General features: G+C 65.1%; 26 protein-coding genes. 13 read left to right on the forward strand and 13 right to left on the reverse strand.

Going from position 1 to position 25,967, the window contains the following annotated elements; all coding sequences use genetic code 11:
• Positions 1–12: 12 nt before the first annotated feature.
• Positions 13–900 (reverse strand): LysR family transcriptional regulator, encoded by an 888-nt coding sequence (locus AC628_RS16675; protein WP_245321201.1) that lies wholly within the window; start codon positions 898–900, stop codon positions 13–15.
• Between the two features lie 377 nt (positions 901–1,277).
• On the opposite strand from AC628_RS16675, the gene AC628_RS16680 reads away from it, so the two are divergent.
• The 3 genes from AC628_RS16680 to AC628_RS16690 are packed head-to-tail and all read left to right on the forward strand — an operon-like array spanning position 1,278 to position 3,685.
• Entirely contained in the window at positions 1,278–1,691 is a 414-nt protein-coding gene (locus AC628_RS16680) for a TadE/TadG family type IV pilus assembly protein (RefSeq protein ID WP_074127880.1), read from the forward strand.
• 1 nt (position 1,692) lies between these two features.
• On the forward strand, positions 1,693–3,351 hold the full coding sequence (locus AC628_RS16685; protein WP_074127881.1) for a pilus assembly protein TadG-related protein: 1,659 nt from the start codon (positions 1,693–1,695) through the stop codon (positions 3,349–3,351).
• A 43-nt stretch (positions 3,352–3,394) separates the two neighbouring features.
• Complete coding sequence (locus tag AC628_RS16690) at positions 3,395–3,685, forward strand: PilZ domain-containing protein (RefSeq protein WP_245321202.1); 291 nt, start codon at positions 3,395–3,397, stop codon at positions 3,683–3,685.
• 103 nt (positions 3,686–3,788) lie between these two features.
• On the opposite strand, the gene AC628_RS16695 is transcribed toward AC628_RS16690, so the two are convergent.
• Positions 3,789–3,974: a hypothetical protein gene (locus tag AC628_RS16695; protein WP_074127883.1), complete on the reverse strand. Its 186-nt coding sequence runs from the start codon at positions 3,972–3,974 to the stop codon at positions 3,789–3,791.
• Between the two features lie 134 nt (positions 3,975–4,108).
• On the opposite strand from AC628_RS16695, the gene hemE reads away from it, so the two are divergent.
• Positions 4,109–5,155 carry a uroporphyrinogen decarboxylase gene (gene hemE / locus AC628_RS16700; protein ID WP_074127936.1) on the forward strand — a complete coding sequence of 349 codons (1,047 nt, stop codon included), beginning with the start codon at positions 4,109–4,111 and terminating at the stop codon, positions 5,153–5,155.
• 243 nt (positions 5,156–5,398) lie between these two features.
• On the opposite strand, the gene AC628_RS16705 is transcribed toward hemE, so the two are convergent.
• From AC628_RS16705 to AC628_RS16730, 6 genes are all read right to left on the reverse strand, one after another.
• Complete coding sequence (locus AC628_RS16705) at positions 5,399–7,030, reverse strand: GMC family oxidoreductase (protein ID WP_074127884.1); 1,632 nt, start codon at positions 7,028–7,030, stop codon at positions 5,399–5,401.
• Between the two features lie 178 nt (positions 7,031–7,208).
• Entirely contained in the window at positions 7,209–8,018 is an 810-nt protein-coding gene (locus AC628_RS16710) for a GntR family transcriptional regulator (RefSeq protein WP_074127885.1), read from the reverse strand.
• A 127-nt stretch (positions 8,019–8,145) separates the two neighbouring features.
• The gene (locus tag AC628_RS16715; protein WP_074127886.1) at positions 8,146–8,475 is read right to left on the reverse strand and encodes a 2Fe-2S iron-sulfur cluster-binding protein; all 330 of its coding nucleotides are present in this window, start codon (positions 8,473–8,475) and stop codon (positions 8,146–8,148) included.
• Positions 8,476–8,487: 12 nt separating this feature from the next.
• Positions 8,488–8,784, reverse strand: a complete 297-nt coding sequence (locus AC628_RS16720) for a ferredoxin (RefSeq protein WP_074127887.1) — start codon at positions 8,782–8,784, stop codon at positions 8,488–8,490.
• Between the two features lie 3 nt (positions 8,785–8,787).
• Entirely contained in the window at positions 8,788–9,132 is a 345-nt protein-coding gene (locus AC628_RS16725) for a 2Fe-2S iron-sulfur cluster-binding protein (protein ID WP_074127888.1), read from the reverse strand.
• Between the two features lie 21 nt (positions 9,133–9,153).
• Positions 9,154–9,921 (reverse strand): iron-containing redox enzyme family protein, encoded by a 768-nt coding sequence (locus tag AC628_RS16730; RefSeq protein ID WP_074127889.1) that lies wholly within the window; start codon positions 9,919–9,921, stop codon positions 9,154–9,156.
• Positions 9,922–10,224: 303 nt separating this feature from the next.
• Between AC628_RS16730 and AC628_RS16735 the strand changes: the two genes are divergently transcribed.
• The 3 genes from AC628_RS16735 to AC628_RS16745 are packed head-to-tail and all read left to right on the forward strand — an operon-like array spanning position 10,225 to position 13,792.
• A complete protein-coding gene (locus AC628_RS16735) occupies positions 10,225–11,766 on the forward strand; it encodes a hypothetical protein (RefSeq protein WP_074127890.1) in 1,542 nt (513 codons plus the stop codon).
• A 38-nt stretch (positions 11,767–11,804) separates the two neighbouring features.
• A complete protein-coding gene (locus AC628_RS16740) occupies positions 11,805–13,283 on the forward strand; it encodes an aldehyde dehydrogenase family protein (RefSeq protein WP_074127891.1) in 1,479 nt (492 codons plus the stop codon).
• 35 nt (positions 13,284–13,318) lie between these two features.
• Positions 13,319–13,792: a GlcG/HbpS family heme-binding protein gene (locus AC628_RS16745; protein WP_074127892.1), complete on the forward strand. Its 474-nt coding sequence runs from the start codon at positions 13,319–13,321 to the stop codon at positions 13,790–13,792.
• On the opposite strand, the gene mhpA is transcribed toward AC628_RS16745, so the two are convergent.
• Both mhpA and AC628_RS16755 read right to left on the reverse strand, forming a co-directional pair.
• Positions 13,782–15,401, reverse strand: coding sequence for a bifunctional 3-(3-hydroxy-phenyl)propionate/3-hydroxycinnamic acid hydroxylase MhpA (gene mhpA / locus AC628_RS16750; RefSeq protein ID WP_074127893.1), 1,620 nt, complete (start codon positions 15,399–15,401; stop codon positions 13,782–13,784). The genes AC628_RS16745 and mhpA overlap by 11 nt on opposite strands.
• Before the next feature lies 1 nt (position 15,402).
• The gene (locus AC628_RS16755; RefSeq protein ID WP_074127894.1) at positions 15,403–16,398 is read right to left on the reverse strand and encodes a VOC family protein; all 996 of its coding nucleotides are present in this window, start codon (positions 16,396–16,398) and stop codon (positions 15,403–15,405) included.
• Positions 16,399–16,680: 282 nt separating this feature from the next.
• On the opposite strand from AC628_RS16755, the gene AC628_RS16760 reads away from it, so the two are divergent.
• Entirely contained in the window at positions 16,681–18,642 is a 1,962-nt protein-coding gene (locus tag AC628_RS16760) for a putative bifunctional diguanylate cyclase/phosphodiesterase (protein ID WP_074127937.1), read from the forward strand.
• A 209-nt stretch (positions 18,643–18,851) separates the two neighbouring features.
• Here AC628_RS16760 and AC628_RS16765 read toward each other — a convergent pair whose 3' ends face one another.
• From AC628_RS16765 to AC628_RS16775, 3 genes are read right to left on the reverse strand one after another with little or no spacing between them, the layout of a single operon-like run.
• Positions 18,852–19,844 (reverse strand): PDR/VanB family oxidoreductase, encoded by a 993-nt coding sequence (locus tag AC628_RS16765; protein ID WP_074127895.1) that lies wholly within the window; start codon positions 19,842–19,844, stop codon positions 18,852–18,854.
• Positions 19,845–19,856: 12 nt separating this feature from the next.
• The gene (locus AC628_RS16770) at positions 19,857–20,603 is read right to left on the reverse strand and encodes a GntR family transcriptional regulator (protein WP_074127896.1); all 747 of its coding nucleotides are present in this window, start codon (positions 20,601–20,603) and stop codon (positions 19,857–19,859) included.
• A 5-nt stretch (positions 20,604–20,608) separates the two neighbouring features.
• On the reverse strand, positions 20,609–21,658 hold the full coding sequence (locus tag AC628_RS16775; RefSeq protein WP_074127897.1) for an aromatic ring-hydroxylating dioxygenase subunit alpha: 1,050 nt from the start codon (positions 21,656–21,658) through the stop codon (positions 20,609–20,611).
• 204 nt (positions 21,659–21,862) lie between these two features.
• On the opposite strand from AC628_RS16775, the gene AC628_RS16780 reads away from it, so the two are divergent.
• The 5 genes from AC628_RS16780 to AC628_RS16800 all read left to right on the forward strand — a co-directional run bounded on the left by AC628_RS16780 (position 21,863) and on the right by AC628_RS16800 (position 25,956).
• Positions 21,863–22,576, forward strand: a complete 714-nt coding sequence (locus AC628_RS16780; protein WP_245321203.1) for a GntR family transcriptional regulator — start codon at positions 21,863–21,865, stop codon at positions 22,574–22,576.
• A 64-nt stretch (positions 22,577–22,640) separates the two neighbouring features.
• On the forward strand, positions 22,641–23,606 hold the full coding sequence (locus AC628_RS16785) for an ABC transporter substrate-binding protein (RefSeq protein ID WP_074127899.1): 966 nt from the start codon (positions 22,641–22,643) through the stop codon (positions 23,604–23,606).
• A 1-nt stretch (position 23,607) separates the two neighbouring features.
• Positions 23,608–24,363: an ABC transporter permease gene (locus AC628_RS16790; protein ID WP_074127900.1), complete on the forward strand. Its 756-nt coding sequence runs from the start codon at positions 23,608–23,610 to the stop codon at positions 24,361–24,363.
• Entirely contained in the window at positions 24,342–25,148 is an 807-nt protein-coding gene (locus tag AC628_RS16795) for an ABC transporter ATP-binding protein (RefSeq protein WP_074127901.1), read from the forward strand. The genes AC628_RS16790 and AC628_RS16795 overlap by 22 nt, the downstream gene beginning before the upstream one ends.
• A 7-nt stretch (positions 25,149–25,155) precedes the next feature.
• On the forward strand, positions 25,156–25,956 hold the full coding sequence (locus tag AC628_RS16800) for an ABC transporter permease (protein WP_074127902.1): 801 nt from the start codon (positions 25,156–25,158) through the stop codon (positions 25,954–25,956).
• The last annotated feature ends 11 nt before the right edge of the window (positions 25,957–25,967 follow it).

Genomic DNA, 25,967 nt, shown 5'->3' on the forward strand with positions numbered 1-25,967 from the left:
GGCGGCACCGGACTACATGTTGCTCGCCTGACGCATCGGCTTCGCGCCGCTGAAGAACAGGCTGGACAACCGCTGCACCATTGCCGTCGCGCGGCTGCCCTCGAGGCCCGGGCGAACGCACAGCAGACGCTTCTGCACCGGAAGCTCCGGAAGATAATAGTCCTTCGCCGAAATCAGCGAGGACGGGATCATCCGCTCGGGGCACGCCGTCAGGCCGTATCCGGCCCGTGCGGCTTCCAGTCGCAGCTGGTGGTTCGGGCTCCTGAACACGATCTTGTACGAGATGTTGTGCTTGGTGAGCGTCCTGATCATCCAGTCGTCACCCGGCCACGCCAGGATCGGGATCGGGGCGCCCGGCCGCAGGACAAAATCGCGTGATCGCACCCACACCGAGCGCTCGTCGGCCTCGGCGGCGATTGTCACGTCGTCTTCGTTCTCAAGCGAGGGATTGCTGTAGACGAAGGCGATGTCGATGTAGCCATCGATTAATCCCCTGATCACGATCGGCGACATGTCGGCGTGAACCAATACGTCGGCGAGCGCATCGGCGGGATGCAGCTTGAGGAATTCGTCGGCGAGCATCGTGCTCATGCCCAGCCGCAACGGCTGCGGTCCTTCATGATTGCCGCCGAGCCGAAGCAGTTGATCGTTCGCTTCGAGGATGCGCCTTGCCTGCTGCACGGCAACCTTGCCGAGCTCGGTGGTCGTGGTGCCGTTTGCCGTTCTGACGAAGAGCGCGCCACCAACCAGGCTCTGCAGTCGTTTGACCTGCGAACTGATCGCCGGCTGACTGAGGCCGAGACGCTCCCCGGCCTTCGACAGACTTCCCGTCTCTGCAATCGCGACAACAGTCCGAACGATCTCAGTAGGAATATTCAAATGCTGACGTGGTCTGTGCATCGCGAGCCCTCCAGTCTCAGCACGGGACGCAATCAAGTTCTCCAGTATGTGATCAGGCTATACTAACATTTGGTTGCATTTTCGTTTAGCTACAATTGTCGACAAGGTACTGATATTGCTGGCTATATGTATTGTTACGTGCATTGCCACGTAGTGCTACGGTATCCGACGGCTGCACCTGCACACGCGCGCAGCACCTCGACACCATCAGCCCCGGATTTCTGCGGGCACCGCATCAAATATTCTGATCGCCCCATAACGCATCACTGACCCGATAAACGTGAATTGCCGCCTCTGATTCGCGGAAGCGTTTTCATAGTTTTCCTTAATCAAAGCCTCGCAACGTGGCGCCTTAGCTTGCGTTTCGAGGTGTTGTCATGACGAGGTTATTTCGCTGTCGAAGCGGCGCTTCTGCTGTCGAATTTGCGCTGATGTTGCCGTTGTTCCTCGCCTTCATTTTCGGCATCATTGTCTTCGGTTCGTATCTCGCGATGGTGCATGGCGTTCAGCAACTCGCCGCCGAAGCGGCGCGGTCGTCGATCGCCGGAATGACCGACACTGAACGCAACAGCCTGGCAACCAATTACGTCACCGCCAACGTATCGACCTATCCGCTGCTCGTTCCCGGCAATCTCACCGTCAATGCCGCACCGTCGGCATCGAACGCGAACGTCTACATCGTGACGCTCAACTACAACGCGGCCGGCAACTTCATCTACAAGCTGCCTTTCGTGCCGGCGCCTGCGAGCACCATCGTCCGCTCCGCTGCGATCCAGTATGGGGGGTTCTAGGATGAGCGGCATCCTCACGCTGATGCGGCGCTTCGGCGCCGACGAGCGGGGACACTTCGCGATGATCAGCGCCGGCCTGATGACGCTCGTGATCGGGTGCGCCGGGCTTGCCATCGATCTCGGCACGATCTTCGCCGATCGGCGCAAGACCCAGAGCACCGCCGACCTCGCCGCGATCGTCGCCGCCGCCAATTTGAGCAATCCGGTCAACGCCGCCTCCGCGACGGTGACGCAGAACAACTATCCGGCCAGTGCGCTGGTCAAGGTCGAGACCGGGACCTACACTGCAAGCAGCGCCATCGCGCCGCAGGCCCGTTTCGTGACCCCGGCGACCGGAATTGCGAACGCCGCGCGCGTCACGCTGACGACCCAGACCCCGCTCTACTTCGCGCGCTACATCACCGGCGCGAGCAGCTTCAACATCACGACGACCGCCACTGCGACCTCGACCGAAATGGCCACATTCGCGATCGGCTCGCGGCTGCTCTCGGTCAATGGCGGCGTGCTCAACGCGCTGCTCGGCTCGATGCTCGGGACCACGCTGTCGCTCTCGGTGATGGACTACAATTCGCTGATCAGTGCCAAGATCGACGCGCTGGACTTCCTGTCGGCGCTGGCAACCCGGATCAACCTGACCGGCGTCACCTATAGCGATCTCCTGAGCAGCAACGTCAAGGTCGGCGATTTGATGGCGGCCGCGCTGACCACCCAGCAGATCACCAATGGCGCGGGCGCCGCGACCACCGCGCTGTCGACGATCTCCCAGGCGGTTACCGGCTCCTCGACCAAGGTTTCGCCGGGCACCCTGGTCGACCTCGGCCCCTTTGCCAATCTGACGGTGGGGCAGAAACCGAAGGTCGGCGCCAGCGTCTCTGTATTCGACCTCGTCAACACGATCGCGCAGATCGCCAACGGCAGCCATCAGATCGCAACCTCGGTCAATCTCGGCCTGCCCGGCATCGCCAACGTGTCGGTGATCGCGACGATCGGCGAGCGCCCGGTCGGCTCGAGCTGGATCGCGATGGGCACCCAGGGCGTCAGCGTCCACACCGCGCAGACCAGGACCCTGGCGACGGTCAATGTTCTCGGCTCCGGCAGCATCGCGTCGATCAATCTGCCTGTCTATGTCGAGGTCGCCTCAGGGACCGCGACGCTCAATGCGGTGTCCTGCGGCCATCCGAACATCGGCACCTCGCAGGTCACCGTCGGCGTGACCCCGGGAATCGTGGATGCCTGGATCGGCAACGTCACGGTCGCCGACATGACCAACTTCGCGACCAAGCCCAATCCGCCGCCGGCGACGCTGGTCACCGTGCTGGGGATCCCGATCACGGGCCTCGCCCATGCCGGCATGGGCAACACCACGCCGACCAACGTCAATTTCAGCTACAGCGACATCCAGGCAGGGACGAAGAAGACCGTAACGACGACCAACTTCCTGTCTTCGCTGACGGCAAGTCTGCTCGGTGACCTCACACTCAACATCGCTGGCATTCCGATCCCGGGATTGGGCGCGCTCGTCATGAGCATCCTGAACGGCGTGACGAGCCCGATCGATCAGGTGCTGGCGTCCCTGCTCTCGGCCCTCGGCATCGGGCTCGGCCAGGTCGACGTCTGGGTGCTGGGCATCCGCTGCGACGGCGCCGTGCTGGTGAACTAGAGCACGATCGCGACCGGGCATCACACCGGGGTAGGAGACGGCCGTGAATACAACAATAAGAAGATACAAGACCGACAGCCAGCGATTGGCCTTGATGAAACGCGGCACGATCTTGTTCCGCAACACCAGCGTCGGATGCCTTGTGCTCAACATCTCGACCGGAGGGGCGGGACTTTCGGTGGAAAGCGACGCCGCACTCCCGTTCGCGTTCGACCTCGAGATCGAGAGCGAGCCGATCCGGCGGCACTGCATTCTGGCCTGGCGCCTGGAGCGCCGGCTCGGCGTGACCTTCGAATTCGACCGGATGCTGCGTCCCGAATGCGGCCCCGTCTAGCTGAGCGGGCGCGGCCCGCGTCGAACCGCCACGACGCGGCGGTTCGTTCCAATATGATTGAGCTGATTTCGCGTCGTGGTTAGCAATCGCTGGGATATACCAGCTAATTGTCGCGATTGCCGTCGTGCTTCGATGGCGAGGGCTGCGTGGCGCTGACCGGATCGGAAGCCGGGAAGGTATCCTCCAATCCCTCCTTCAGCTGGTTGTGGGCCTTGCGGTCGGCGGCCTGTGCCTCGTGCGGCTTCTCTGCATGCTTGTCGTGCGCCGCAGGATCGAATTTCTTGGTCATATCGTCCCTCCATCCCCAGGACACCTCCCAGAGGGCAACGCGCCCACGCAAACAGGGGTTCCAGAACCGCCTTGGCCCGCTGCGCCGCAGCGTGTATCAGGGGCCAAATTTTGACCGAGATCAGGAACTTTCGCGTGCCCCAGGATCCCACCAAGAAGCCGCTCATCGACCTCCTGTCGGGCCACCGGCAGGCCACGCCGCCGCTCTGGATGATGCGGCAGGCCGGCCGCTATTTGCCGGAATATCGCGAGTTGCGCGCCAAGGCCGGCGGCTTCCTGGATCTCTGCTTCACGCCCGAATTCGCCACCGAGATCACGCTGCAGCCGATCCGCAGGTTCAACTTCGACGCCGCGATCATCTTCTCCGACATCCTGGTGATCCCCTACGCGCTCGGCCGTTCGGTACGCTTCGAGGCCGGCGAAGGACCCCGGCTCGATCCGCTGGCGACGCCCGGCGAGATCGCGACGCTGGCGACGCAGGCCAACTTCGACCAGCTCGAGCCGGTCTTTGAAGCCCTGCGCCGCGTCCGCCGCGAGCTTGCGCCCGAGATCGCGCTGATCGGCTTCTGCGGCGCGCCATGGACGGTTGCGACCTACATGGTGGCCGGACAGGGCACACCGGACCAGGCGCCGGCGCGGATGCTCGCCTACCGGCATCCGGACGCGTTCGCCAAGATCATCGACGTCCTGGTCGAGAACTCGATCCACTACCTCGTTGGCCAGCTCAAGGCCGGTGCCGACTGCCTGCAGATCTTCGACACCTGGGCCGGCGTGCTGCCGCCGCGCGAGTTCGCCCGCTGGTCGATCGAGCCGACCCGGCGCATCGTTGCCGGCGTGCGCAAGCAGGTCCCCGGCGCCAGGATCATCGGCTTTCCGCGCGGCGCGGCGGGCATGCTGCCGGCCTATGTCGAGCAGACCGGCGTCGATGCCGTCTCGATCGACTGGGCAGCCGAGCCGTCGATGATCCGCGAACAGGTGCAGAGCCGCGTTGCCGTGCAGGGCAATCTCGATCCGCTGGCCCTGATCGCCGGCGGCGCCGCGCTCGACCGCGCGGTGGACGATGTGCTGGAGAATTTCGGCCAGGGCCGGCTGATCTTCAACCTCGGCCACGGCATCCTGCAGGAGACGCCGATCGCCCATGTCGAGCAGATGGTCGCACGTGTGCGCGCGTATAAGGGGTGACGTCTTGTAGCCCTGATGAAGCGTAGCGAAATCCGGGTCTCTCTCGCCGGTCGACGAACCGGCCCCGGATTACGCTTCGCTTCATCCGGGCTACTATCACCGTCACCCTGAGGTGGCCGCCTCTTCAGCGGCCCTCGAAGGGTCGACGGCCCGGCTGGTGGCCGATTCATCCTTCGAGGCTCGCTGCGCTCGCACCTCCAGCGACAAAGGCAAAGCCTTTGCGCGGGGATGACGGATCACTCCCTACCTTGCATCCTCCAAAATCATGTCGGACGCCTTTTCCGCGATCATGATCGTCGGCGCGTTGGTGTTGCCCGACATCAGGTCCGGCATGACGGAGGCATCGACCACCCGCAGCCCCTCGATGCCGCGCACCTTGAGCCGCTGGTCGACTACCGCGAGCGCATCGTTGCCCATCCGGCAGGTCGAGGTCGGGTGATAGACCGTGCTGCCGGTGCGGCGGCAGAAATCGAGCAGGTCGTCGTCGCTGACCACCTTGGCGCCGGGATCGACTTCGCCGACCGAGTATGATTTCAGCGCCGGCGCCGCCAAAATCTTGCGCAGGATGCGGATGCCGTCGATGAAGGCGCGGCGATCGGTTTCGGTCGCCAGATAATTGATGCGGATTTCCGGCGGCACGCTCGCATCCGCGCTCCTGATCTTCAGCGAGCCGCGGCTCTCCGGGCGCAGCTGGCAGACCGAGGCCGTGAAGCCCGAGAACGGGTGCAGCTTCTCGCCCATCTTGTCGGTCGAGAACGGCAGGAAGTGGATCTGGATGTCGGGCGACGCCAGCCGCGGGCTGGTCTTGAAGAACGCGCCCGACGTGCCGGCCGCGATCGTCAGCGGCCCCTTGCGCAGCGCCGCGTAGCGCAGGCCGGCCATGACGCGGCGTACCGGATTGTTGACGACGTCGTTCAGCGTCACCATCTGCGCGCAGCGCGTGACGATGCGCACCTGCATGTGATCCTGCAAGTCGTTGCCGACGCCGGGCGCATCGAGCACGATCTCGATGCCATGCTGCTTCAACAGATCGGCGGGGCCGACGCCGGAGAGTTGCAACAGTTGCGGCGAGTTGTACGCGCCGCTGGAGACCAGCACCTCCCTGCGTGCCTTGGCCGTGCGCAGCTGTCCATCCTGTCTATACGCAACACCGCTCGCGCGCTTGCCGTCGAACAGGATGCGCTGTGCCAGCGCCGAGGTCTCGACGCGCAGATTGCCGCGCGTCAGCGCCGGCCGCAGATAGGACCGCGCCGTCGAGGCGCGCCGGCCGCGCCGCGTCGTGGTCTGGAAGAAGCCCGCGCCCTCCTGGGTCGCGCCGTTGAAATCCGGATTGGTCGGAATGCCGACCTCGGCCGCGGCATGAACGAAAGCTTCCGACAGCGGATCGTGATGGCGCCAGTCCGACACCGGCAGCGGGCCGCCGGCGCCGTGATATTTGTCGCCGCCGCGCTGCTGATCCTCCGCCTTCCTGAAATAGGGCAGCACGTCGTCATAGCCCCATCCGGCATTGCCGCGCTGGCGCCAGCGGTCGTAGTCCTCATGCTGGCCGCGCACATAGAGCAGGCCGTTGATCGAGCTGGAGCCGCCGAGCACTTTTCCGCGCGGCTGGAACACCTGCCGTCCGTTCAGACCGGGCTCGGGCTCGGTCTGGTACATCCAGTTGACGGACTTTTCCTTGAACAGCTTGCCGTAGCCGAGCGGAACATGGATCCAGATGTTGGTGTCCTTCGGCCCGGCCTCGAGCAGCAGCACCGAATGCTTGCCGTCGGCGCTCAGGCGATTGGCGAGCACGCAGCCGGCCGAGCCGGCGCCGACGATGACGTAGTCATACTCGGCGACGTCGTTGGTCGACGCGCCATGATTGTTGTTGTTCATTGGTTTCCCCCGGCCATGCGGCGCGGCCGGCAGAGTTGCGTCCCTGCCCAGCATTGGAAAAAGACCTAGCGAGCGAGGCAGATACGGTCAAGAAAGTTAGCTGACGATCCAGATCGGTACCACCGGACCTCTGACCGCTGGATCGGCGGCCACGAACGCACCAACGCGACGGGTGCGTTCAGCTCCCCGCTTTGCGCCGCCGCGTCCCGGCGCGTTCCGGGTTCCGCCGCGCGGGCTTGGTCGCCGCGTGATCGGCGCGGGAGCCGGACGGCAGGCCGTATTTCGCCGACGCGGCCTCCAGCGACGCCTCCTCGTCGGGCACATGGAGGCTCGAGAGAAAATCCGCGCCGGCCCGCATCACATGCTCGGCCGCAAGCGTTGCCGCAGCACGCTCATCGCCGGCGATGATGGCGCGCAGGATCGCTGCGTGCTCGTCCCAGGTGCGGGCCTGCCGCACCGGATCGGTCGGTGAGAACAGCATCGCCGTGCGCTCGCGCAGCCGCTTGAGCAGATCGGCGAGCACGCGGTTGCGGCCGGCCTCGGCCAATTCATGGTGGAATTGCTGGTTGAGATCCGGCAACAGGTCGTAGCGCCGTCCCGCCACCGCCTCGTTGCCCTGCTTCAACACCGCCGCGATCCGCTTGATGATGCTCTCTTCGCGGCGACGCGCAGCCAGGCGCGCATTCTGCCCCTCGAGCAGCGCGCGGACCTCGACCGTCTCGCGCGCTTCCTCATCGCTCATCGTGATCACGGAAGCACCGCGCCGCGCGGTCACCTCGACGAGCCCTTCCGACTCCAGCACGCGGATCGCCTCGCGCACGGGATTGCGGGAAACGCCGAGCTCATCGGCGAGACGGCCCTCGACCAGCCGCTCGCCGGGCTTCAGCCGCCGGCTCAGGATCGCCTGCCGCAGTTCCTCGATGACCCTGCCGTGGAGGGAGAGGTAGTCGTCGCCGAGACGTTTGGAGCTTCCGAGCTTGCCTGCCATGAACTGACCTGTCCGGCCGCGCCTCGCTCAATGCATGGACACCGGAGGTCCAACGAGCTGCCAGACTCCTGGCCGAATGACCGCGATCGCGTATTTAGACCGCCGGCTGCTTGCCATCAAGCCGCGCTCATTCGCCGTCAACAGCTACGGGCCGCGCCGCCTGCACCGCGGTCTTCGGTACCCACGACACGCTGACGCTGCCGGTCAGAAAGGTCTGGCACGCCATCCGATAGCCGGCGGCGAACTGCGCGTCGGTGAGGTGCTTGCGCTCCTTCGGCTTGATCGCATCGGTGTTCTCGATGCCCTTCTCGATCAGGCATTTGCAGGTTCCGCACAGCCCGCCGCCGCACTTGAACGGAATGCCGCCCTGCTCGCGCAGCGAGACGCGCAGCAGGTTGCTGTTCTCCGCGGCGGTCACGGTTTTCCCGCCATTGGTCAGAAACGTGACTTCGATCATCCCGGCATCCGCTCAGCGCTTGCGCAGCTTGGTGTCCATGTGGCCGAACGTGATGAGGTGCTTGAGCTCGTTCAGCGCCCGCTCGGGCGTTTCGAACTTCTCGAGGAATTTCGAGGGCACCTCGTTCACGATCGGCGGCGACCAGGCCTCGTCGATCACCCTGACCTTGGTCTCCGCGACCAGCTCGGCAATCACGAACGTCGCTTTCCTGATGCCGTAGAACAAATAGTCATAGGCCGCGAGCGGCCGCAGGCCCTCGACGATCTCGGTGCGAAACTGCCCCGGCTTGCTCGTCAGTATCACATACATCGGTCACGTCCTCCCAAACGCGGCGCCGGCCGGCGCGACGATGTCGGCCAGCGGGGTCGCCTCCTGCGACAGTTCAACGTCATGCGTGAGCCAGAGCTGGCAAGCGAGGCGATAACCCTGCTCGATCCTGGCACCGAGGCGCTTCTTTTCCTTCCAATTCGGCTCCGGCAGGTGCTCGCCGCCCTTGATGATCAGCGACGCGCACTTCCCGCACTTCCCCATCCCGCAGCCGTACAGGAAGTTGGGATAGGGAAACTGGCGGATGCCGGCGCGGACGACGAGATTGGTGTTCTCCTTGACCTCGCCGACGAAGGTCTCGCCGTTGCGGTGAAAAATGACGTTGGGCATCGCCGCGCTGCTCCCCGCGACTCAGGCCTGCAACAGCACGCGTTCTTCGGCGGAGACGCCGCTGGCGAGATCGAGCTCCGCCAGCGGAATGTCGTTTGCGACATAGTCGTGGTACAGCGCAGTGGTGTAGAGCAGCCGCATCTGTGCGCCGACCTCGCAGATCTTGAGGCAGCGCTGCTGCAGCTCGACCGTGTTGGCGTGCTCCAGCACGATCTGGTAGCCGCGCTCGCCGTGGATCTCGTCCGACACGATATGAAGGTCGAAGAACTCGACTTCCTCGTCGGTGAATTTGTACTTCTCGCGCAGGGTCGGCGTCTGCTTGCGATAGATCGAGGGCACCTGCGACTCCAGGCCGACCACGAGGCCGGCCACCGCGACGATCGGATCCTCGCGCATCGCGACCGCATAGCACCAGCTCTGCAGCCCGCGCGTCGTCGGCGTCATGTTGTCGGGATCCTTGATGCGCGCCGCGGTCGTGCCGCAGGCCTCCGCGAAGCGGATCAAGAGATCGGTGTGACGGTCGCCGCCGATCTCCTCCTCATACATGTTGGCGAGCAGGAAGTCCTTGGCCTCCTGGTACTGCTCCGGCATCCGCGCATAGATGTAGCCGAGGTAGTCGGCGAACGGACCGACATAGTGATAGTGGTTCTCCGCCCAGCGCGCGAGATGCGCGCGGCTGAGCTTGCCGCTGGCCCAGGCGACGCTGAACGGCGCCTTGTTGGCGCTCTTCCCCTTGATGGCATTTTCGAGGGCCGCTCGAAATTCCACATGATCCATCGGCTTCTGCATCGTGGCGCTCCTGTGCCGTGAAGAAATTGCCGTCCAGGCAAACCGGTCATGGTCATACCCAGCTCTTTTTGTATACTGTATACGATTTAGGTGGCTGTCAACACCGAAGACTGGGCTCCTCACCCCGCATCCTCAGCGGCATTATCCGCATGGCAAGCCGCTATTTTGTGCTGCTATTGCACAAAAAAGCGGTTAGGACGCTCACGCCCCTGATACGCCGCGCGGATCGCGAGCTCGTAATTTGCGCTTGCCATTCTTGAATACAGTATACATTATTTGCGCATTAGAGGGGAAACAACAATCATGCAGCACGCTCCGATCGTCGCCGCACATTGGGTCTATCTGCTCGGCGTCGCCGTCATCGTTCTCACCATGATCTGGCGCGCCAACGTCGTGGTGCCGTCGGTGATCGCAACGCTGCTGGTCGCGCTTGCATGGACGCACAGTCCGGTCGCGGCGCTCGCCAGCGTCTTCAACGCGAGCTTCACCGCCGCCAAGGAGCTCTTCAACATCTTCTTGGTGATCGCGTTGATGACCGCGCTGTTGAACGCGCTCAAGGTGCTGCGTTCGGACATTCGCATGGTCGAACCGTTCCGCGCCGTGATGAAGACCGGACACACCGCCTACTTCGTGCTTGCCGCCATCACCTATGTGATCTCGCTGTTCTTCTGGCCGACGCCGGCAGTGCCGCTGGTCTCCGCGGTGCTGCTGCCCGCAGCGATTGCCGCCGGCCTGTCGCCGCAAGGCGGCGCTATTGCGATCGCGATTGCGGGACAAGGCATGGCGCTGTCGTCGGACTACGTGATCGGCGTCGCGCCCGGGATCAGCGCCAAGGCGGCCGGCGCCGCGGTCAGCGCCGCCACCGTCGCGGACCGCGCGCTGGTGCTGTCCCTCATCACCGGTAGCATTGCGTTGACGCTCGCCTATTTCGCGATCCGCAAATCGATCACCAAGCCCGACGACCGGCTGCTGGAGCGTTGGCAGGCGCAGTCGAGCAACGGCGAACTGGCGCGGTTGGAGCAGGAGGGCAGCTTCGACAAGGCGGAGATCGCGCGCGGCACCGCGGAGGGACAGCGGCCGTTCGCGACTCAGGCCCAGATCGACAAGGAACTGGCTGGGGTGCCGACGCGCCGCGAAGGCTGGTCGAAATTCTTTGCGGTTGCGACCCCGCTCGCCTTCCTCTGCGTCATCGCGGTGATGGTGCTCGCCAAGCTCGGCATCGGCCATGACCTCAAGGGCGGCGACGCGGCCGCGCTGGTCGGCGGCGTCGCCGCGATGCTGATGATCTGCGCATCCTCCACGTCTGAAAATCTGCGCAAGTTCCTCGACACCAGCGCCGACCACGTCACCGAAGGCTTCGTGTTCGCCTTCAAGGCGATGGGCTCCGTGCTGCCGATCGCGGGCTTCTTCTTTCTCGGCGCCGAGCCGGGCCTCTCTGCGCCGATCCTCGGAGTTCCGGCGGCCCAGGCGCCGAGCCTTTTGTTCGAACTGATCCAGACCGCCCAGGCCTGGATCCCGGGCAACGAATTCTTCGTCGCCTTCGGCATCCTGATATCAGGCATGATCACCGGCATCGACGGCTCGGGTTTTGCCGGCTTGCCGCTGACCGGCTCACTTTCCGGTGCGCTGGCGCCGTCGGTCGGAATGCAGCCCGCGACGCTCGCCGCGATCGGCCAGATGGGCGCGGTGTGGACCGGCGGCGGCACCCTGGTGGCCTGGTCGTCGCTGATTGCGGTCGCCGGCTTCGCGCGCGTCCCCGTGTTCCAGATCGTGCGGATCGCGATGGTCCCCGTATTGACCGGGCTGGCGATATCGACCGTCTGCGCGGTCCTGATCTGGCACTGAGGAGAATCCTGTGACAATAGCTGAAACGACGGTACGAAATGCGCCCCCCCTCCACAGAGGGCGCAGCTGACACCGAGGAGTTTCCGAACCTGATCGCCGGCGAACGAATCTCAAGTCCTTCCGGCAGACTGTTCGCGAACATCAATCCCGCCGACAACTCCGACCTGGTCGGGCACTTCCAGCAATCCACCGCCGCCGATGCGCAGGCGGCCGTCAATGCCGCAGCCGCCGCGTTCGCACGCTGGAGGCGGACGCCGATCACGAAGCGCGCCGCCATCCTGAACCGGGCCGCCGATCATCTCGAGGCGCGCGCAGATCAGATCGCGCTGGAGATCACGCGGGAGATGGGCAAATCGCTCGGCCTCGCCCGCGACGAGGTGCTGCGCTCGGCCCAGACCCTGCGCTTCTATGCCGTCGAGGGACAGTCGCTCACCGGCGAGGTGTTTCCGAACGACGATGCGGACATGACGGTCTATACGCTGCGCGAGCCGCTCGGTGTCGTGTCGGTGATCACGCCCTGGAATTTTCCGATTTCGATTCCGGCGCGCAAGATCGCGCCGGCGCTGATCACCGGCAATACGGTGGTGTTCAAGCCGTCGTCCGACGCGCCGCTCAGCGGCTATCGCCTGGCGGAGGCGCTGATGGTCGCGGGCTTGCCGAAGGGCGTACTCAACTTCATCACCGGCAAGGCCGGCGAGATCGGGCCTGATATCACCGAGCCTCCGGTCATTCGCGCGATTTCCTTCACCGGATCGACGTCCGCCGGCGAACAGATCTGCCGTGCGGTCAGCTTTGTGACCCGCACGCAGATGGAGCTCGGCGGCAAGAATCCGCTGATCGTCATGGACGACGCCGACCTCGATCTGGCGGTCGATCTGACCGCCAAGGGCGGCCTGTCGCTGGCCGGCCAGGCCTGCACCGGCACCAGCCGGGTGCTGGTCATGAAGCAGGTGCGGGCCGAGTTCACCGCTCGGCTGCTCGCAAAGGTGAAGGCGATCAAGATCGGCAGCGGCCTCACCAGCGGGATGGAGATGGGGCCGTTGGCCACGGCGAAGCAGCTTGAAACCGTGCTGCGCTATGTCGCGATCGGGAAACGGGAAGCGACGCATCTCTATGGCGGCGACCGGCTCACCGGCGCCGCCTATGACGGCGGATACTTCGTCTCACCCGCGATCTTCACCGACGTGACCCAGGAGATGACGATCGCTCGCGAGGAGATCTTTGGCCCAGTGATCGCGATCATCGAGGTCGACAGCTACGCCGATGCGATCGCCAAGGCGAATGCCAGCGAATACGGGCTGTCGGCCGCGATCGTGACGCGCAGCCCGCGCGCGATGCATGATTTCGCGAGCGACATCCAGTCCGGAACCGTCAAGATCAACCGCACCACCACCGGCAATTTGATCAACGCGCCGTTCGGCGGATTGAAACGGTCGAGCACCTCGACATTCCGCGAGTCCGGCCGCACCGGCCTCGAATTCTACACCCAGATCAAGACGGTCTACCGCGGCATCTGAGCCACGATAGACGGCCCCAATCCCGGAAGATAGCAATGAGACAGACATTCAAGCTCGAACTTGCCGAAGCCCGCCACATGATCGCCGCCGCGATCCGCAAATCCGCCGAGATCGGCGTTGCGGAGACGGTCTGCGTCACCGACGACGGCGGCTATCCGCTGGCGCTGGAGCGGATGGATGGCGCGCGGATCACCGGCCCGCAGATCGCCTGGAACAAGGCGTTCACCGCGGCCGGCCACAAGCGCTCCACCCATCTGTTCAACCAGCTGCCGAACGGACCTGCCCTGCCCGGCAACGAGGCCTTCGGCATCCAGTGGAGCTTCGACGGAAAGTTTGCGGTGTTCGTCGGCGGCTTTCCGATCGTCGTCGACGACGAGGTGGTCGGCGGCATCGGGCTCAGCGGCGGCAATGGCGAGCAGGACACCCAATGCGGCGTCGCGGCGCTGCAGGCCTTGCAGGAGCTGCTGCACGGCCACCGCGTGCTGGTCGCAGCCGATATCAAGAAGTGACGCGTGTCGCCGGAATTGATGAAGGTGCCGCGCCGAGAGCTTCGAGCAGTTGACCGACGAGCATATTGAGCTCGTCGGCATTGCCGGCGGCCCCGAAGACGTAACGATCGGGCCGCACGATGACCGCCGCGGCGCCGTGTTGCCGCATCCAGTCGGCGAACAGCCCGTCACGCTCCACCACGCTCAGAATGCCGTCGGCATCGCCGCTTTCACCTGATGTGGTGATGACGACGCGCTCGCCGGCGAGATGCTGCCAGGCGGCACGGGACGCGTCCGATAGCCACGCCATCGGCTCCGCGGCCGCCGTCACGATCGCAAATTCCGGCCTAAGCAGATCGTCGAGCCGGCATGTCCGCCCGCCCGGTGCGCGCACATGCGGCTGCACGAACAGCCGCCCGGCAAGGACAGCATCGCGCGCGATCAAACCGGAGACGAGATCGGGGATGAATTTCTGCCGGATGGTTTCGGCCTTGCCGGCTTTCAGATCGGCGCGCAGCCGCAGGTCGCGTTCGGCCGCCGCCACCGGATCGAGCTCGCCGATGATCTTGCCGAACTCCTTGGCGCTGGCGACGACGGCGCGGACATGCGGCTTGCGCTCGATCTCGTAACTGTCGAGCAGCGCCTCGGCGGCATCACCGCGCAGCGCCAACCTCAGCTTCCAGGCAAGGTTCACGGCATCGCGGATGCCCGCGCACAGCCCCTGCCCGAGGAACGGCGGCGTCTGATGCACGGCATCGCCCATCAGCAGCACGCGGCGGTCGCGCCAACGCTGGCCAAGCAGGGCGTGGAAGCGATAGACCGCCGAGCGCCAGATCGTGAGGTCGGAGATGTCGGTGAAGCCTTTGAGCAGCTTCACCACATTGTCGGGTGCACCGGCCGCCTCGGGATCTTCGCCCGGCAGCAGCTTGATCTCCCAGCGCCGCAGATTGCGCGGGCCCGGCACGAAGGTGCCGGGACGCGACGGCCAGCAATACTGAAAGCTCTTGGCCGGCCGCTTGGCGGGATCGCTGGTCAGCGTGTCGACCACCATCCACCATTCGTCGAAGGCAAGGTCGTCGAGGCCAATGCCGAGCTGCTTGCGGACAAAGCTGTTGGCGCCGTCGCAGCCGACCAGATAGCGCGCGCGGATCAGGAACTCCTCACCGCGCTCGCGACGCGCGGTCAACGTCACCGCGCGCTCGTCCTGCTGCAGTGCCACGCCTGCTGCGGCTAGGAAAACGTCGACATGCGGATATTCGGCGAGCCTGTCGCGCAGCGCCTGCTCGACGTCGGGCTGCACGAAGGTCACGTTCGGGATCCAGCCGAGCGGAAACGGCGGCGGCATCGGATCGAAGATCTTGATGATCTCGCCGTCGACGCCGAGATAGTGCGAGCCGTTATGCGGGGCGATCGCCTGCTCCATGAAATCGCCGAGCCCGACCGCCTGCAGCACGCGCAGCGCCTCGTGATCGAGCGTGATCGCGCGTGGCTTGTCGTAGATATCCGCAACGCGCTCGACGACGGCGACGCGCAAGCCGGCCTTCGCCAGCAGATTGGCGAAGATGGCGCCGACCGGTCCGAGGCCGACGATCGCCGCATCATAGGTGGGATTTGCGACAGACAACGACATGCTACTTCGCGAGGTAGCTCTCGAGCGTCAGCGGCTTCGGCTTCAGCTGCGGCTCGCGGATCAGAACACCTTCGAACGGCGTCGCCTCCTCGAACCAGGCCTGCCGCGCCGGCAGTCCCCATGGAAACGAGATCTTGTGGTCGGACGGATCCCAGCCGATCGGCTCGTTCTCGATGTCCATGATCTGGTAATGCGTGTTGAACAGCTCGACACGATGCCCGTCAGGATCGCGCATATAGACATACATCGCGTGTCCCGGCCCGTGCCGCCCCGGGCCGCGTTCGACGGCCGCGCCATAGCCGAGTTCGCCGGCGAGATCGCAGGCGTTCAGCAAATGATGGACCTCGGGCGCGAGGAACGCGAAATGGTGCAGCCGCGGTCCGGCGCCGTTGAAGAACACGATGTCGTGCGGATTGCCCTTGCGCTGCAGGAATACGCCGCGCAGATCGAAGGTGCCGGCCGGCGCGATATATTCGCTGAGCCGGAAGCCGGCCGCGGTGTAGAACTCGCACGCCTTGCGCACGTCGGGCGTCAGCACCTGATAGTGATCGAGCCGCAGCGCCGAGCCGCCGGCATGGCGGCTGAATTGCGTGATCATGCGCGGCTCGACCGGCATGGTCGCGCAGAACTCCAGCGGAGTGCCCGCCGGATCGGTCGCAAGCAGCGTGCGGCCCTGATGTGGCACTTCGGCCCAGGCGGCTTCGCAGCCATGCGCTTCGAAGAAAGCCTTGAGCCGGTCGAGGTCGTCGTCCCTGAACACCCGCAGGCCAAGCCGCGCGCAGACGGCGCCCTCGCCCTTGCGCAACACAAGGCTGTGATGACAGGCCTCCTCGACACCGCGGAAGTAGAGCGTGTCACCCTGCTCCGCGGTCAGGATCAGCCCGATCACCTTTTCGTAAAACTGCCGGCTCGCCGCGAGGTCGCGGACGGTGAGCACCACATGGCTCGCTCGCGTGATACGAAACCCGGGATCGTGGTTCGTGGTCGGCAAGCTCATGTGTACCTTCTGGTTTTGCCGTTCGCGGGAACCCAACTCATTGCGAAAAACCGGCGGGCGATCAAGCAGCGTGCTGCGCAAACTCTGCCGGTCCGTGACGTCGCGTCACGCATTTGTATCGATTTGTTAGCAATGCCCGCCGGTGGAACCGAAACGTGAGCCCACCGTGGCACGGTCTGTTCCAATAGTTCATAGTTTGTCAAAGGTTTGCAGAGAATTCTTCGGCGCTGCGCCATGGCCAACCGCGCAGGCGACGTCGTGACGCGCAGGCAACGTAGTGAGATGCGTACCTATCTCAGATCATATTTCGCGGCCCTGTTCGCCGGTGACCTCGCGGCCTTCGGCGCACCACCGACGGACGAAGCGCTTGCCGGCCACATCCGTGCCGAGCAGGTTTCGCTCGTGCTCGGCTATTCCTTCGGCATCATGCTGGCCAACGCCTGCAACGCGCTGGTGCTCGCCGCTGCGTTGTGGCAATCGCCCGACTGGGCCTTTGCGCTGGTGTGGGCGGCCGCCGTGAGCGGCGCGGCGCTGTTCTTCGGCCTGCAGGCACGCGCGTCGCACCGCATCGCCAAGCCGCAATTCGTCTCGCGCCGAACCATGTACCGGCTGGTGCGCAATGCGCTGGCGCTCGGCGCCGCCTGGGGCGTCGTCCCCGTCGCTTTCTTCGCGAACGCATCGAGCGGCGCACAATTGGTGATCACGTGTCTCTGCGCGGGAATGCTGGCCGGCGGAGCCTTCGCCTTCTCCACCATTCCGATCGCCGCGATCGCGTTCACCGCGCCGATCTTCGTCGGTACCGCGATCTGCCTCGGCCGCGACGGCGACTTCATCTATCTCCTGATGGCGGTCCTCGTACTGGTCTACGGCTCCGTGCTGCTGCGCGGCGTGTTCGTCAATGCGTTCGAGTTCCGCCGGCGCATCATCGCCCAGCATGAGGCCGAGCGGACGGTGCGGCAGGATCCGCTGACGCATCTGCCGAACCGCGTCGCCTTCAACGAGGCGCTCAGCGGCGCGCTGAACCGCCTGTCGCGCTCGGGCGAGGAATTCGCCGTGCTGCTCCTCGATCTCGATCGCTTCAAGGAGGTCAACGACAGGTTCGGCCGTCCGGCCGGCGACGAATTCCTGGTGCAGGTCGCGGCCCGGTTGCAGCGCTGCACGCGCGCTGCCGAGCATGTCGCGCGGATCGGCGGCGACGAGTTCGCGCTGATCATGTCCAATCTGACCCGGCCCGAGGACGTGCTCGCGATCGCCGAACGGTTCGTCGCGGCCTTCGCCGATCCATTCCCGATCGACGGATTCGAGATATCAAGCGCGATCAGCATCGGCATCGTGCTCGCGCCGCGGGACGGCAACACGTCGCACGATCTGCTCAAGCATGTCGACATCGCGCTCTACCGGGCGAAGAAGTCCGGCCCCGGCACGATCTGCTTCTTCGAGGCGAGCGACGACCAATCGGCGCGCGACCGCCGCGCGTTGCAGCGCGATCTGGAACAAGCGATCGAGGCAGACCAGCTGTTTCTCGTCTACCAGCCGTTCCTCGACATCCGCAAAGGCCGCATCACCGGCTTCGAGGCGCTGCTGCGCTGGCAGCATCCGGCACGCGGCCTGATCCCGCCGAGCGTCTTCATTCCGATCGCGGAGGAGAGCGGCCTGATCCACCAGCTCGGCGAGTGGGTGATCCGCCACGCCTGCGCGATGCTGTCGCGCTGGCCGGACGACATCAGGATCGCGGTGAATTTCTCCGCGGTCCAGTTCCAGAACGTCGGCATCCTGCAGACCATCGTCGAGGCGCTTGCCGAGGCGAACGTCGCGCCTGATAGGCTCGAGATCGAGATCACCGAATCGATGCTGATCTCGAAATATGGATCCGCGCCCGCGATCCTGAACGGGCTGCTCGAGCTCGGCCTGACCGTCGCGCTCGACGATTTCGGCACCGGCTTCTCGTCGTTGACCTATTTGCGCAAGCTGCCGTTCAGCCGCATCAAGATCGATCAATCCTTCATCCGGGACATGCTGACCCAGCCGGACTGCGCGGCGATCGTCAAATCGGTGATCGGCCTCGCGCAGGACCTGCAGATCGGCGTCGTGGCCGAAGGCGTCGAGACCGCCGATCAGCTCGAATATCTGCGCCAGACCAGCTGCGACGAGGTCCAGGGCTATCTGATCGGCCGGCCGATGTCCGCCAGCGAGATCACCGCACTGCTCGATCACGATCCGCAGCACTCGGTGCACGCGGCGTAACCTGGTCGAACACCCACGCACTTGTCGGTCGCGTGAGCCATACGCATCACAGATGCTTTTCCCTGATCCTGCGCGGCTGTGAACGGCTCCAGCCGTCATTGCGAGCGAAGCGAAGCAATCCATCTGCCCGCAAATGCGGTTGGATGGATTGCTTCGTCGCTATCGCTCCTCGCAATGACGACGGAGGCAGAATCGTGACGCTGTAAAGATTAGAGCGCGTCGGCGCGATGCAGGGTATCCACCGTGATGGTGCCGCGGGCACGCGAAACGCACGCGCAGATCTTGCGGCTTTCCCGCTTCTGATGCGCGCTGAAAAAGACGTCGCGATGGTCGATCTCGCCGTCGACGTCGACGACGTCGAGCGCACAGACGCCGCATTCGCCGCGCCGGCAGTCGCTCATCACCTCATGGCCGGCGTCGTTGAGCACGTCCAGCATCGAGCGGTCGTGCGGGATCACGAACTCGGTGCCCAACTCGCCCCCTTGGCCCGCGAGCCGCACCCGGAACGCCTCGGTCGGCAACAGCCCGCTCGATCCAAATGTCTCGTAACGCAGATCGGTCATCGAGCGGCCTGAGGCTTCCCAGGCGCGCCGCGCCGCATCGAGCATCCGCATCGGGCCGCAGAACAACGTCATCGTATTCTGCGGCAGGTTTGCGAAGGCGCGTTCGAGGTCGAGCCGCCGGCCCTCGTCGCCGGCATGGACGATGAGGCGCTCGCCGAGCAAACGTTCGAGCATATCGAGATAGGCCGCATCGCCGCGCGTGCGCACGGCATAGTGCAGCGTCACCCCGGCGTCGCGGCGGGCCAGCGCCTGCGCCGCACCGACGATCGGCGTGATGCCGACGCCGCCCGCGATCAGGCAGAACTGCCGCCGCGTCCAGTCCAGTTGCACCAGCGAGGCGGGCTGCGTGATGTTGAGCCGCGCCCCCGGCGCGAGCGACCACATGTAGCGCGAGCCGCCGCGGGAATCCGGCGCGCGCCGCACCGCGATCCGGTAGCCCTGCGCATCGACCTCGCCGACCAGCGAATAGGACCTGACTTGCGGCTGGCCGTCGATGGTGACGCCGACATCGATATGGCTGCCGACGGGATAGGGCGTGCCGGTGAAATGATCCGGCCGCAGCAGGAATTCGCGGATCGCGGGTGTGAGGTCGCGCACTGCCAGCAGCGTGGCGGATGTCCAGGTTTCGATGAACCGCATGGCGCGCTCCGTTCAGCCTGATGTGATCAGCGCCAGTGCCGGCAGCAGATCGAGATGGGTGCGGTTGCGCAGCGCGAGCCGCAGATTGCGCGCCGCAAGCCGGGCGTGCTCGCGCATGACCGCCTCGGCGCGCGCGCCCTCGCGGTTCTCGATCGCGTCGACCACCACGCGGTGATGATCCTGCGCGATCAACAGGATCTGGCGCGCCTCGGGCAGGGCCGATTGCGCCATCACGAAGCCGCTCGGCGAGGCGAACGGCAGCGCCGAGGCGCGGTCGATCTGCCGGATCAGCGGCGGACTGCGCGACAGCTCGGTGAGCAGCGCGTGGAAGCGCGCGTTGAGCGCGACATAGGACGAAAACGCTTCCACCGAGATCGGATCCTGCCGCACCAGGCCGTCGATCTCGTTGAGGCATTCCTTCAGCGGCTCGAGATCGCGCGACGGGACGCCGCGCTCGGCGGCAAAGCGCGCGGCCAGCCCCTCCAGCGTGCCGCGCAGCTCGATCGAATCGAGAATGTCGCGCTCGGAAAATGCCTTGACCATGAAGCCGCCGGACGGGATCGCCTCCAGCAGGCCTTCCTCCTCCAGCCGGACCAGCGCCATCCGCACCGGCGTGCGCGACACCCCGGTGATCTCGACCGCCTGCAGCTCGGAGATGCGCTCGCCCGGCCGCAGCCGGCCGGAGAGCACGAGGTCGCGCAGCGCGAGCTGCGCCCGCACGGTCTGCGACACGGAGCGATCGGATTCGCGTTCCGCCATACGGCCTACTCCGCCGCCTGCAGCTGCTGCGACGGATTCTCCTTCGCCACCATGCGGTCGATGACGCGCCGCGCCCACATCGCGCCGGCGTCGATGTTGAGATTGTAGAACACGCGGTCCGGATTCTCGTCCATCGCGCGCTGTTGCGCTTCCAGGATGATCTCGTCCTCGTGGAAGATGCCGGCGACGCCGTCGCGGATTTCGCTGGTCAAACGCTGCTCGGTGATGCGGTGATTGCGGACGAAGGCCCAGAAGTAATGGCAAGTCTTCTCGGTCTCCGGCGTGATGGTGTTGAGCACATAGCCGTTGACGCCCTGCGAACGATCGCCCTCAGGCGCGCCCGATCCGGCCGGCGCGACGCCGACGTCGATATTGACGGTGCACGGCGCCTCGAAGCGGATGATCTGCCAGCGATCGACCGGGCCCGGCTTCTGCAACTGCTTGGCCCAGAATGGTGGCGCCTCGATGCCCTGCATCCAGCGCGTGACGGTGACGGTCTTCTCGCCATGGGTGACGTCGAACGGCGCTTCGGCGACCGCATCATTGCCGATGCTCGACCCGTGCACGAAGGTCTCGTGCGTCAGGTCCATCAGATTGTCGACGACGAGCCGGTAGTCGCATTTGACATGAATGGTCTTGCCGTCGCCGGCCCAGGCCGGATCGTGATTCCAGTGCATGTCGGGCACCAGCGCCGGATCGGCCAGCGCGGGATCGCCCATCCAGAGCCAGATGAAGCGATGGCGTTCGACGATGGGATAGGCGCGAACGCAGGCCGACGGATTGATCGTCTCCTGCGAGGGCATGAAGGTGCAGCGGCCCTGCGCATTGTATTTCAGGCCGTGATAGCCGCAGACCACGGTATCGCCATCGAGCCGGCCCTTGGAGAGCGGCACCAGGCGATGCCAGCAGGCATCCTCGAGCGCCACCACCTCGCCGTCGCCCTTGCGGTACATCACGACATGCTTGCCGCAGATCGTCCGCGGCAGCAGCGCGTGCTTGATCTCGGCATCCCAGCCGGCCGCGTACCACGCGTTCATGGGAAAGGGCTTTGGCATCGATTCCTCCCTCTTCTGAATTCCTCTTGTATACATCAATGCCGGGAATTTGGCAAATCATATGAGATTTTCGGTAGGTAAGGCCGACACAAGTCCAATCCAGTATACATAAAAAGGCAGAACTAGATCGCCCGTCCAATAAAATCGATTTTCGATTGACGACGATCCGGTCGTCGGCCAGTCTGCCCGGCCATGAATATCGGGTTGAGTTTTCGCGAGGGCTTGGCGGGCGAGGGGCCGCGAAGCCTGACATCGGCGGTTCAGGAGCGGCTGCGGGCCGACATCCTGTCGACACGGCTGCTTCCGGGCCAGAAGCTGCACATCTCAGGCCTCGCCAAGCAGTTCTCGGTCAGCCTCGCCGCCGTCCGCGAGGCGCTGTCGCGCCTGGTGGCCGACGGCCTGGTGCAGGCCTCCGACCAGCGCGGCTTTCGCGTCTGCCCGGTCTCGCTCGCCGATCTCGCCGACGTCACGCAGACCCGGATCGACATCGAGGGATTGGCATTGCGGCGCTCGATCGAGCGCGGCGACGAGACCTGGCTGTCGTCGGTCGCCGCGGCCTGGGAATCGCTGAAGGCCGTGCCGCATCGCTATCCCGACGACCCCACCGTGCACTACGAAGAATGGGTGGTCCGCCACCGCATTTTCCATCGCGCGCTGGTCAACGCCTGCGGGTCGCAATGGCTGCTCGGCTTCCGCGACGTGCTGCATGAGCAGAGCGAACGCTACCGGCGGCTTTCGATCCGCCGCGAGGTCGGCAGGGCGCGCGACGTCCAGGCCGAGCACGCCGCGATTGTGGACGCGGTTTTCGCGCGCGATGCGGATGCGGCAGTTTGTGCATTGTCAAAGCACTTTGGCATCACCAAGGAATTCGTCGAGCTCGCTGCTCCGCGCATTGCGGAGGTCAACGGCACGTCCTGATCTGTGACGCACAAAGCGCCGAAAACAACAACAACAACAATCGATATCCGGGAGAAACAGAACAATGAGCATCACGCGCCGCCGCGCGCTGGCAACCCTGATCGCCACCACCTTGCTGGCTGGCCCGGCCTTCGCGGCCGACACGATCCGCGTCGGCCTGCCGACCAAGACCTATTGGCCGACGACCATCGCCGAGACCGCGGTCCGGCAGAAGCTGTTCGAGAAGGAAGGCATCAAGGCGGAACTGACGGTCTACCGCAGCGGCGCCGAGACCTTCGAGGGCATGGCGGCAGGCGCCGCCGACATCATCCTCGATCCGCCGTCGCTGGTATCAGCCGGCCGCAAGAAAGGCGTGATGTCGCGGATCGTCGCCAATGCTGCGATGGGCAATTTCGGCTGGCAGCTGATGGTGCCTGCCAAGTCGACGCTCGAGGTCAAGGATCTCAACGGCAAGAAGGTCGGGATCACGGCAGCGGGCTCCGGCTCCGACCTGCTCGCGCTCTGGACCATCCAGGACAAGAAGATCGACTTCACCCGCGTGCCGGTCGGCGGCGGCGGCCTGGTGCCGAACCTGCTCGCCGGTAACGTCGATGCCGCGGTGGTCTATTCGCCGCTCAGCTTCCAGGTCGCGAAGTCGGGCGAAGCGAAGACCATTCTCGACTATGCGACCGCGGCACCGCCGAACCTCACCGCGGGCTGGATCGTGCTCGACAAGTTCGCCGAGGCCAAGCCGGACGTGGTGCAGAAGGCCGTCAATGCGCTCTATGGCGCCGTGCAGTTCATGCGCGCCAATCGCGACGTCACCGTGAAGCTGATCGCCGAGCTCTACGAGATGCCGCCCGAGATCGCTGCGATGGAATACGACAACACCATCATGAAGCTCGAGACGGACGGCGACATGGGCGCGGCCAATGTGTCGGCGGCCGTGCAGCTATCGCTCGATCTCGCCAAGCTCGGCGGATTGAAGGACATCGTTCCGGTCGAGGATGTGATCTCGACCAAGTTCAAGCCGGTTCCGACCAAGCCATAGGATGCAGGCCACCCTCACCATCAAGCTCGCGCGGGTCGCGATCGTGATCGCGATCTTCGCGCTATGGGAAATGCTGTCGCGGACCGGGCTCGTCAATCCGCGCCTGCTGCCGTCGGCATCGGATACGCTCGCAACGCTCGGCGATCTGCTGCAACGGTCGAGCGTCCGGACCGACCTTCTGGTGACCGCGACCGAGGTGTTGACCGCCTTCGCGCTGGCAGTGCCGATGGGTGCGCTGATCGGCTTCCTGATCGCGGAGAACCGCTATTTTGCCGACGTCGCAAAGCCGCTGCTGTTCTTCGCCTTCAGCATCCCGAAGTCGATCTTCCTGCCGATGTTCATCCTGGTGTTCGGCGTCGGCTTCGCCCAGAAGGTCGGGTTCGGTTTCTTCTCGACGATCTTCATCGTGATCATGTCGACCACGACGGCGGTGGAATCGGTCAAGGTCGAGCACCTGACGGTCGCCCGCTCCTACGGCGCCACGCGCACTCAGACCGCATTCCGCGTCTATCTGCCGAGCATGCTACCGGTGCTGCTGGAAGCGCTGCGGATCTCGATGATCTTCAACCTGACCGGCGTGATCCTCGCCGAGATGTATGCCTCGCGCGACGGCATCGGCCACCAGATCGCGACCTGGGGCGAGAATTTCCAGATGAAGCAGCTGCTCGCTGGCGTCGTGATGGTGGCCGCGATCGCCATGACCTTCAATGAACTGATCAGATGGGTGGAAACACGATGCAGCCATTGGCGAACGTGACACCGTTGAAGCCTCCGCCGCGCGCCGGCGCGATCGAGGTGAGGAATGTCGGCCAGGTATTCCGGACCAAGTCCCAGGACGTCGTCGCGCTGGAGGATGTCTCGCTCGACATCAAGCCGGGACGCTTCGTCGTGCTGGTCGGCCCGAGCGGCTGCGGCAAGTCCACGCTGCTGATGATGATGGCCGGACTGCGCGCGCAAACCGCAGGCACCATCACCATCAACGGTGCACCGATCCCGCAGCCTGACCCGGACCGCGTCGGCGTCGTGTTTCAGGAAGCGAGCCTGTTTCCATGGCTGACTGCCGAAGACAATGTCGAGTTTCCGCTGGCACTGCGCGGCGTCGCCAAGCCGGAGCGCCGGGCCAAGGCGCAGGACGCGCTCAAGCTGGTCGGGCTCGAAGGCTTCGGCAAACGCCACCCGCACGAGCTGTCCGGCGGCATGAAGCAGCGCGTCTCGATCGCGCGCGGCCTGGTGCAGGATCCGCCAGTACTGTTGATGGACGAGCCGTTCGCCGCGCTCGACGAGCAGACCCGCATGACGATGGGCGACGAGCTGCTGCGGATCTGGGCCGCGACCGGCAAGACGGTCGTGTTCGTCACCCACAGCCTGACCGAGGCGGTCTATCTCGCCGACGAGGTGATCGTGATGTCGCCGCGGCCGGGCCGCATCGTCGATCAGCTGCAGGTTAACTTACCGCGGCCGCGGACCTACGAGATGCTGAGCGGAGATGCCTTCGGCGCGCTGCGCGACCGCATCTGGCGGCACATCCGCAAATCGGCGTGAGGCGGCGATGAGCGCGAAAACCCTTCACCATCTGATCGTGATCGGACTGCTGATGCTGTGGGAGCTGCTGCCGCGCACCGGCCTGATCCCCGAGCTGTTCCTGCCATCGCTGTCCTCGACCCTGCTCGCCGGCTGGAACGAGGCCGCCGAATATGGCCATGCGCTGGCGGTGACGCTCTACGAGGTCGCGGTCTCGATGGCGCTCGCTTGCGGCGGCGGCATCCTGCTCGGCGCCGTCGTCGGCAGCCTGCCGCGCCCGCGCCTCCTGATCATGCCGATGGTCTCGAGCCTCTATGCGGTGCCGCTCGTGATCCTTTATCCCGTGTTCACCGTATGGCTCGGCATCGGTTCGGAGTCCAAGATCGCCTTCGCCTCGATCTACGGTTTCCTGCCGACCATGCTGGCGACCGCGGCCGGAATCCAGACCATCGACCCACAGCTGCTGCTCGCCGCCCGCAGCATGGGCGCGACGCTGAGCCAGCGGCTGGTCCGCGTCATCATTCCCGCCGCGATCCCGACCGTGCTGTCGGGCCTGCGGATCGGCGGCGCGCTCGTCATCGTCGGCGTGGTGGTCTCGGAGATGCTGATCTCCTCGGCGGGGATCGGCTATCTGATCTCGCGCTACCGCACCATTCTCGACAGCCCGCACGTGTTCGCCGGCGTGCTGCTGGTGTTGTTCATGGCGATCGCCTTCAACACCGCGATCCGCTGGGTCGAGCGCAAGGCCGCGATCTGGCAGACCGGAACGCGCGCCGGCCAGAGCGCCGCCGACGAGGTCGGCTCCGGCGCGATGCAGCCGGCGACGTAAGGAGATCGCTG

The sequence above is a fragment of the Bradyrhizobium sp. NAS96.2 genome, from assembly GCF_001908235.1.
GTDB lineage: Bacteria > Pseudomonadota > Alphaproteobacteria > Rhizobiales > Xanthobacteraceae > Bradyrhizobium.

Bases quoted from the DNA above. Each gene is read 5' to 3' on its own strand.
- AC628_RS16685 (WP_074127881.1), top strand. From the start codon at position 1,693: ATGAGCGGCATCCTCACGCTGATGCGGCGCTTCGGCGCCGACGAGCGG.
- AC628_RS16675 (WP_245321201.1), bottom strand. From the start codon at position 900: ATGCACAGACCACGTCAGCATTTGAATATTCCTACTGAGATCGTTCGG.
- AC628_RS16715 (WP_074127886.1), bottom strand. From the start codon at position 8,475: ATGATCGAAGTCACGTTTCTGACCAATGGCGGGAAAACCGTGACCGCC.
- AC628_RS16760 (WP_074127937.1), top strand. From the start codon at position 16,681: ATGCGTACCTATCTCAGATCATATTTCGCGGCCCTGTTCGCCGGTGAC.
- AC628_RS16800 (WP_074127902.1), top strand. From the start codon at position 25,156: ATGAGCGCGAAAACCCTTCACCATCTGATCGTGATCGGACTGCTGATG.
- AC628_RS16695 (WP_074127883.1), bottom strand. From the start codon at position 3,974: ATGACCAAGAAATTCGATCCTGCGGCGCACGACAAGCATGCAGAGAAG.
- AC628_RS16770 (WP_074127896.1), bottom strand. From the start codon at position 20,603: ATGGCGGAACGCGAATCCGATCGCTCCGTGTCGCAGACCGTGCGGGCG.
- AC628_RS16795 (WP_074127901.1), top strand. From the start codon at position 24,342: ATGCAGCCATTGGCGAACGTGACACCGTTGAAGCCTCCGCCGCGCGCC.
- AC628_RS16755 (WP_074127894.1), bottom strand. From the start codon at position 16,398: ATGAGCTTGCCGACCACGAACCACGATCCCGGGTTTCGTATCACGCGA.
- AC628_RS16785 (WP_074127899.1), top strand. From the start codon at position 22,641: ATGAGCATCACGCGCCGCCGCGCGCTGGCAACCCTGATCGCCACCACC.
- AC628_RS16735 (WP_074127890.1), top strand. From the start codon at position 10,225: ATGCAGCACGCTCCGATCGTCGCCGCACATTGGGTCTATCTGCTCGGC.
- AC628_RS16730 (WP_074127889.1), bottom strand. From the start codon at position 9,921: ATGCAGAAGCCGATGGATCATGTGGAATTTCGAGCGGCCCTCGAAAAT.
- AC628_RS16775 (WP_074127897.1), bottom strand. From the start codon at position 21,658: ATGCCAAAGCCCTTTCCCATGAACGCGTGGTACGCGGCCGGCTGGGAT.
- AC628_RS16720 (WP_074127887.1), bottom strand. From the start codon at position 8,784: ATGTATGTGATACTGACGAGCAAGCCGGGGCAGTTTCGCACCGAGATC.
- AC628_RS16710 (WP_074127885.1), bottom strand. From the start codon at position 8,018: ATGGCAGGCAAGCTCGGAAGCTCCAAACGTCTCGGCGACGACTACCTC.
- mhpA (WP_074127893.1), bottom strand. From the start codon at position 15,401: ATGTCGTTGTCTGTCGCAAATCCCACCTATGATGCGGCGATCGTCGGC.
- AC628_RS16765 (WP_074127895.1), bottom strand. From the start codon at position 19,844: ATGCGGTTCATCGAAACCTGGACATCCGCCACGCTGCTGGCAGTGCGC.
- AC628_RS16745 (WP_074127892.1), top strand. From the start codon at position 13,319: ATGAGACAGACATTCAAGCTCGAACTTGCCGAAGCCCGCCACATGATC.
- AC628_RS16725 (WP_074127888.1), bottom strand. From the start codon at position 9,132: ATGCCCAACGTCATTTTTCACCGCAACGGCGAGACCTTCGTCGGCGAG.
- AC628_RS16790 (WP_074127900.1), top strand. From the start codon at position 23,608: ATGCAGGCCACCCTCACCATCAAGCTCGCGCGGGTCGCGATCGTGATC.
- AC628_RS16705 (WP_074127884.1), bottom strand. From the start codon at position 7,030: ATGAACAACAACAATCATGGCGCGTCGACCAACGACGTCGCCGAGTAT.
- AC628_RS16740 (WP_074127891.1), top strand. From the start codon at position 11,805: ATGCGCCCCCCCTCCACAGAGGGCGCAGCTGACACCGAGGAGTTTCCG.
- AC628_RS16680 (WP_074127880.1), top strand. From the start codon at position 1,278: ATGACGAGGTTATTTCGCTGTCGAAGCGGCGCTTCTGCTGTCGAATTT.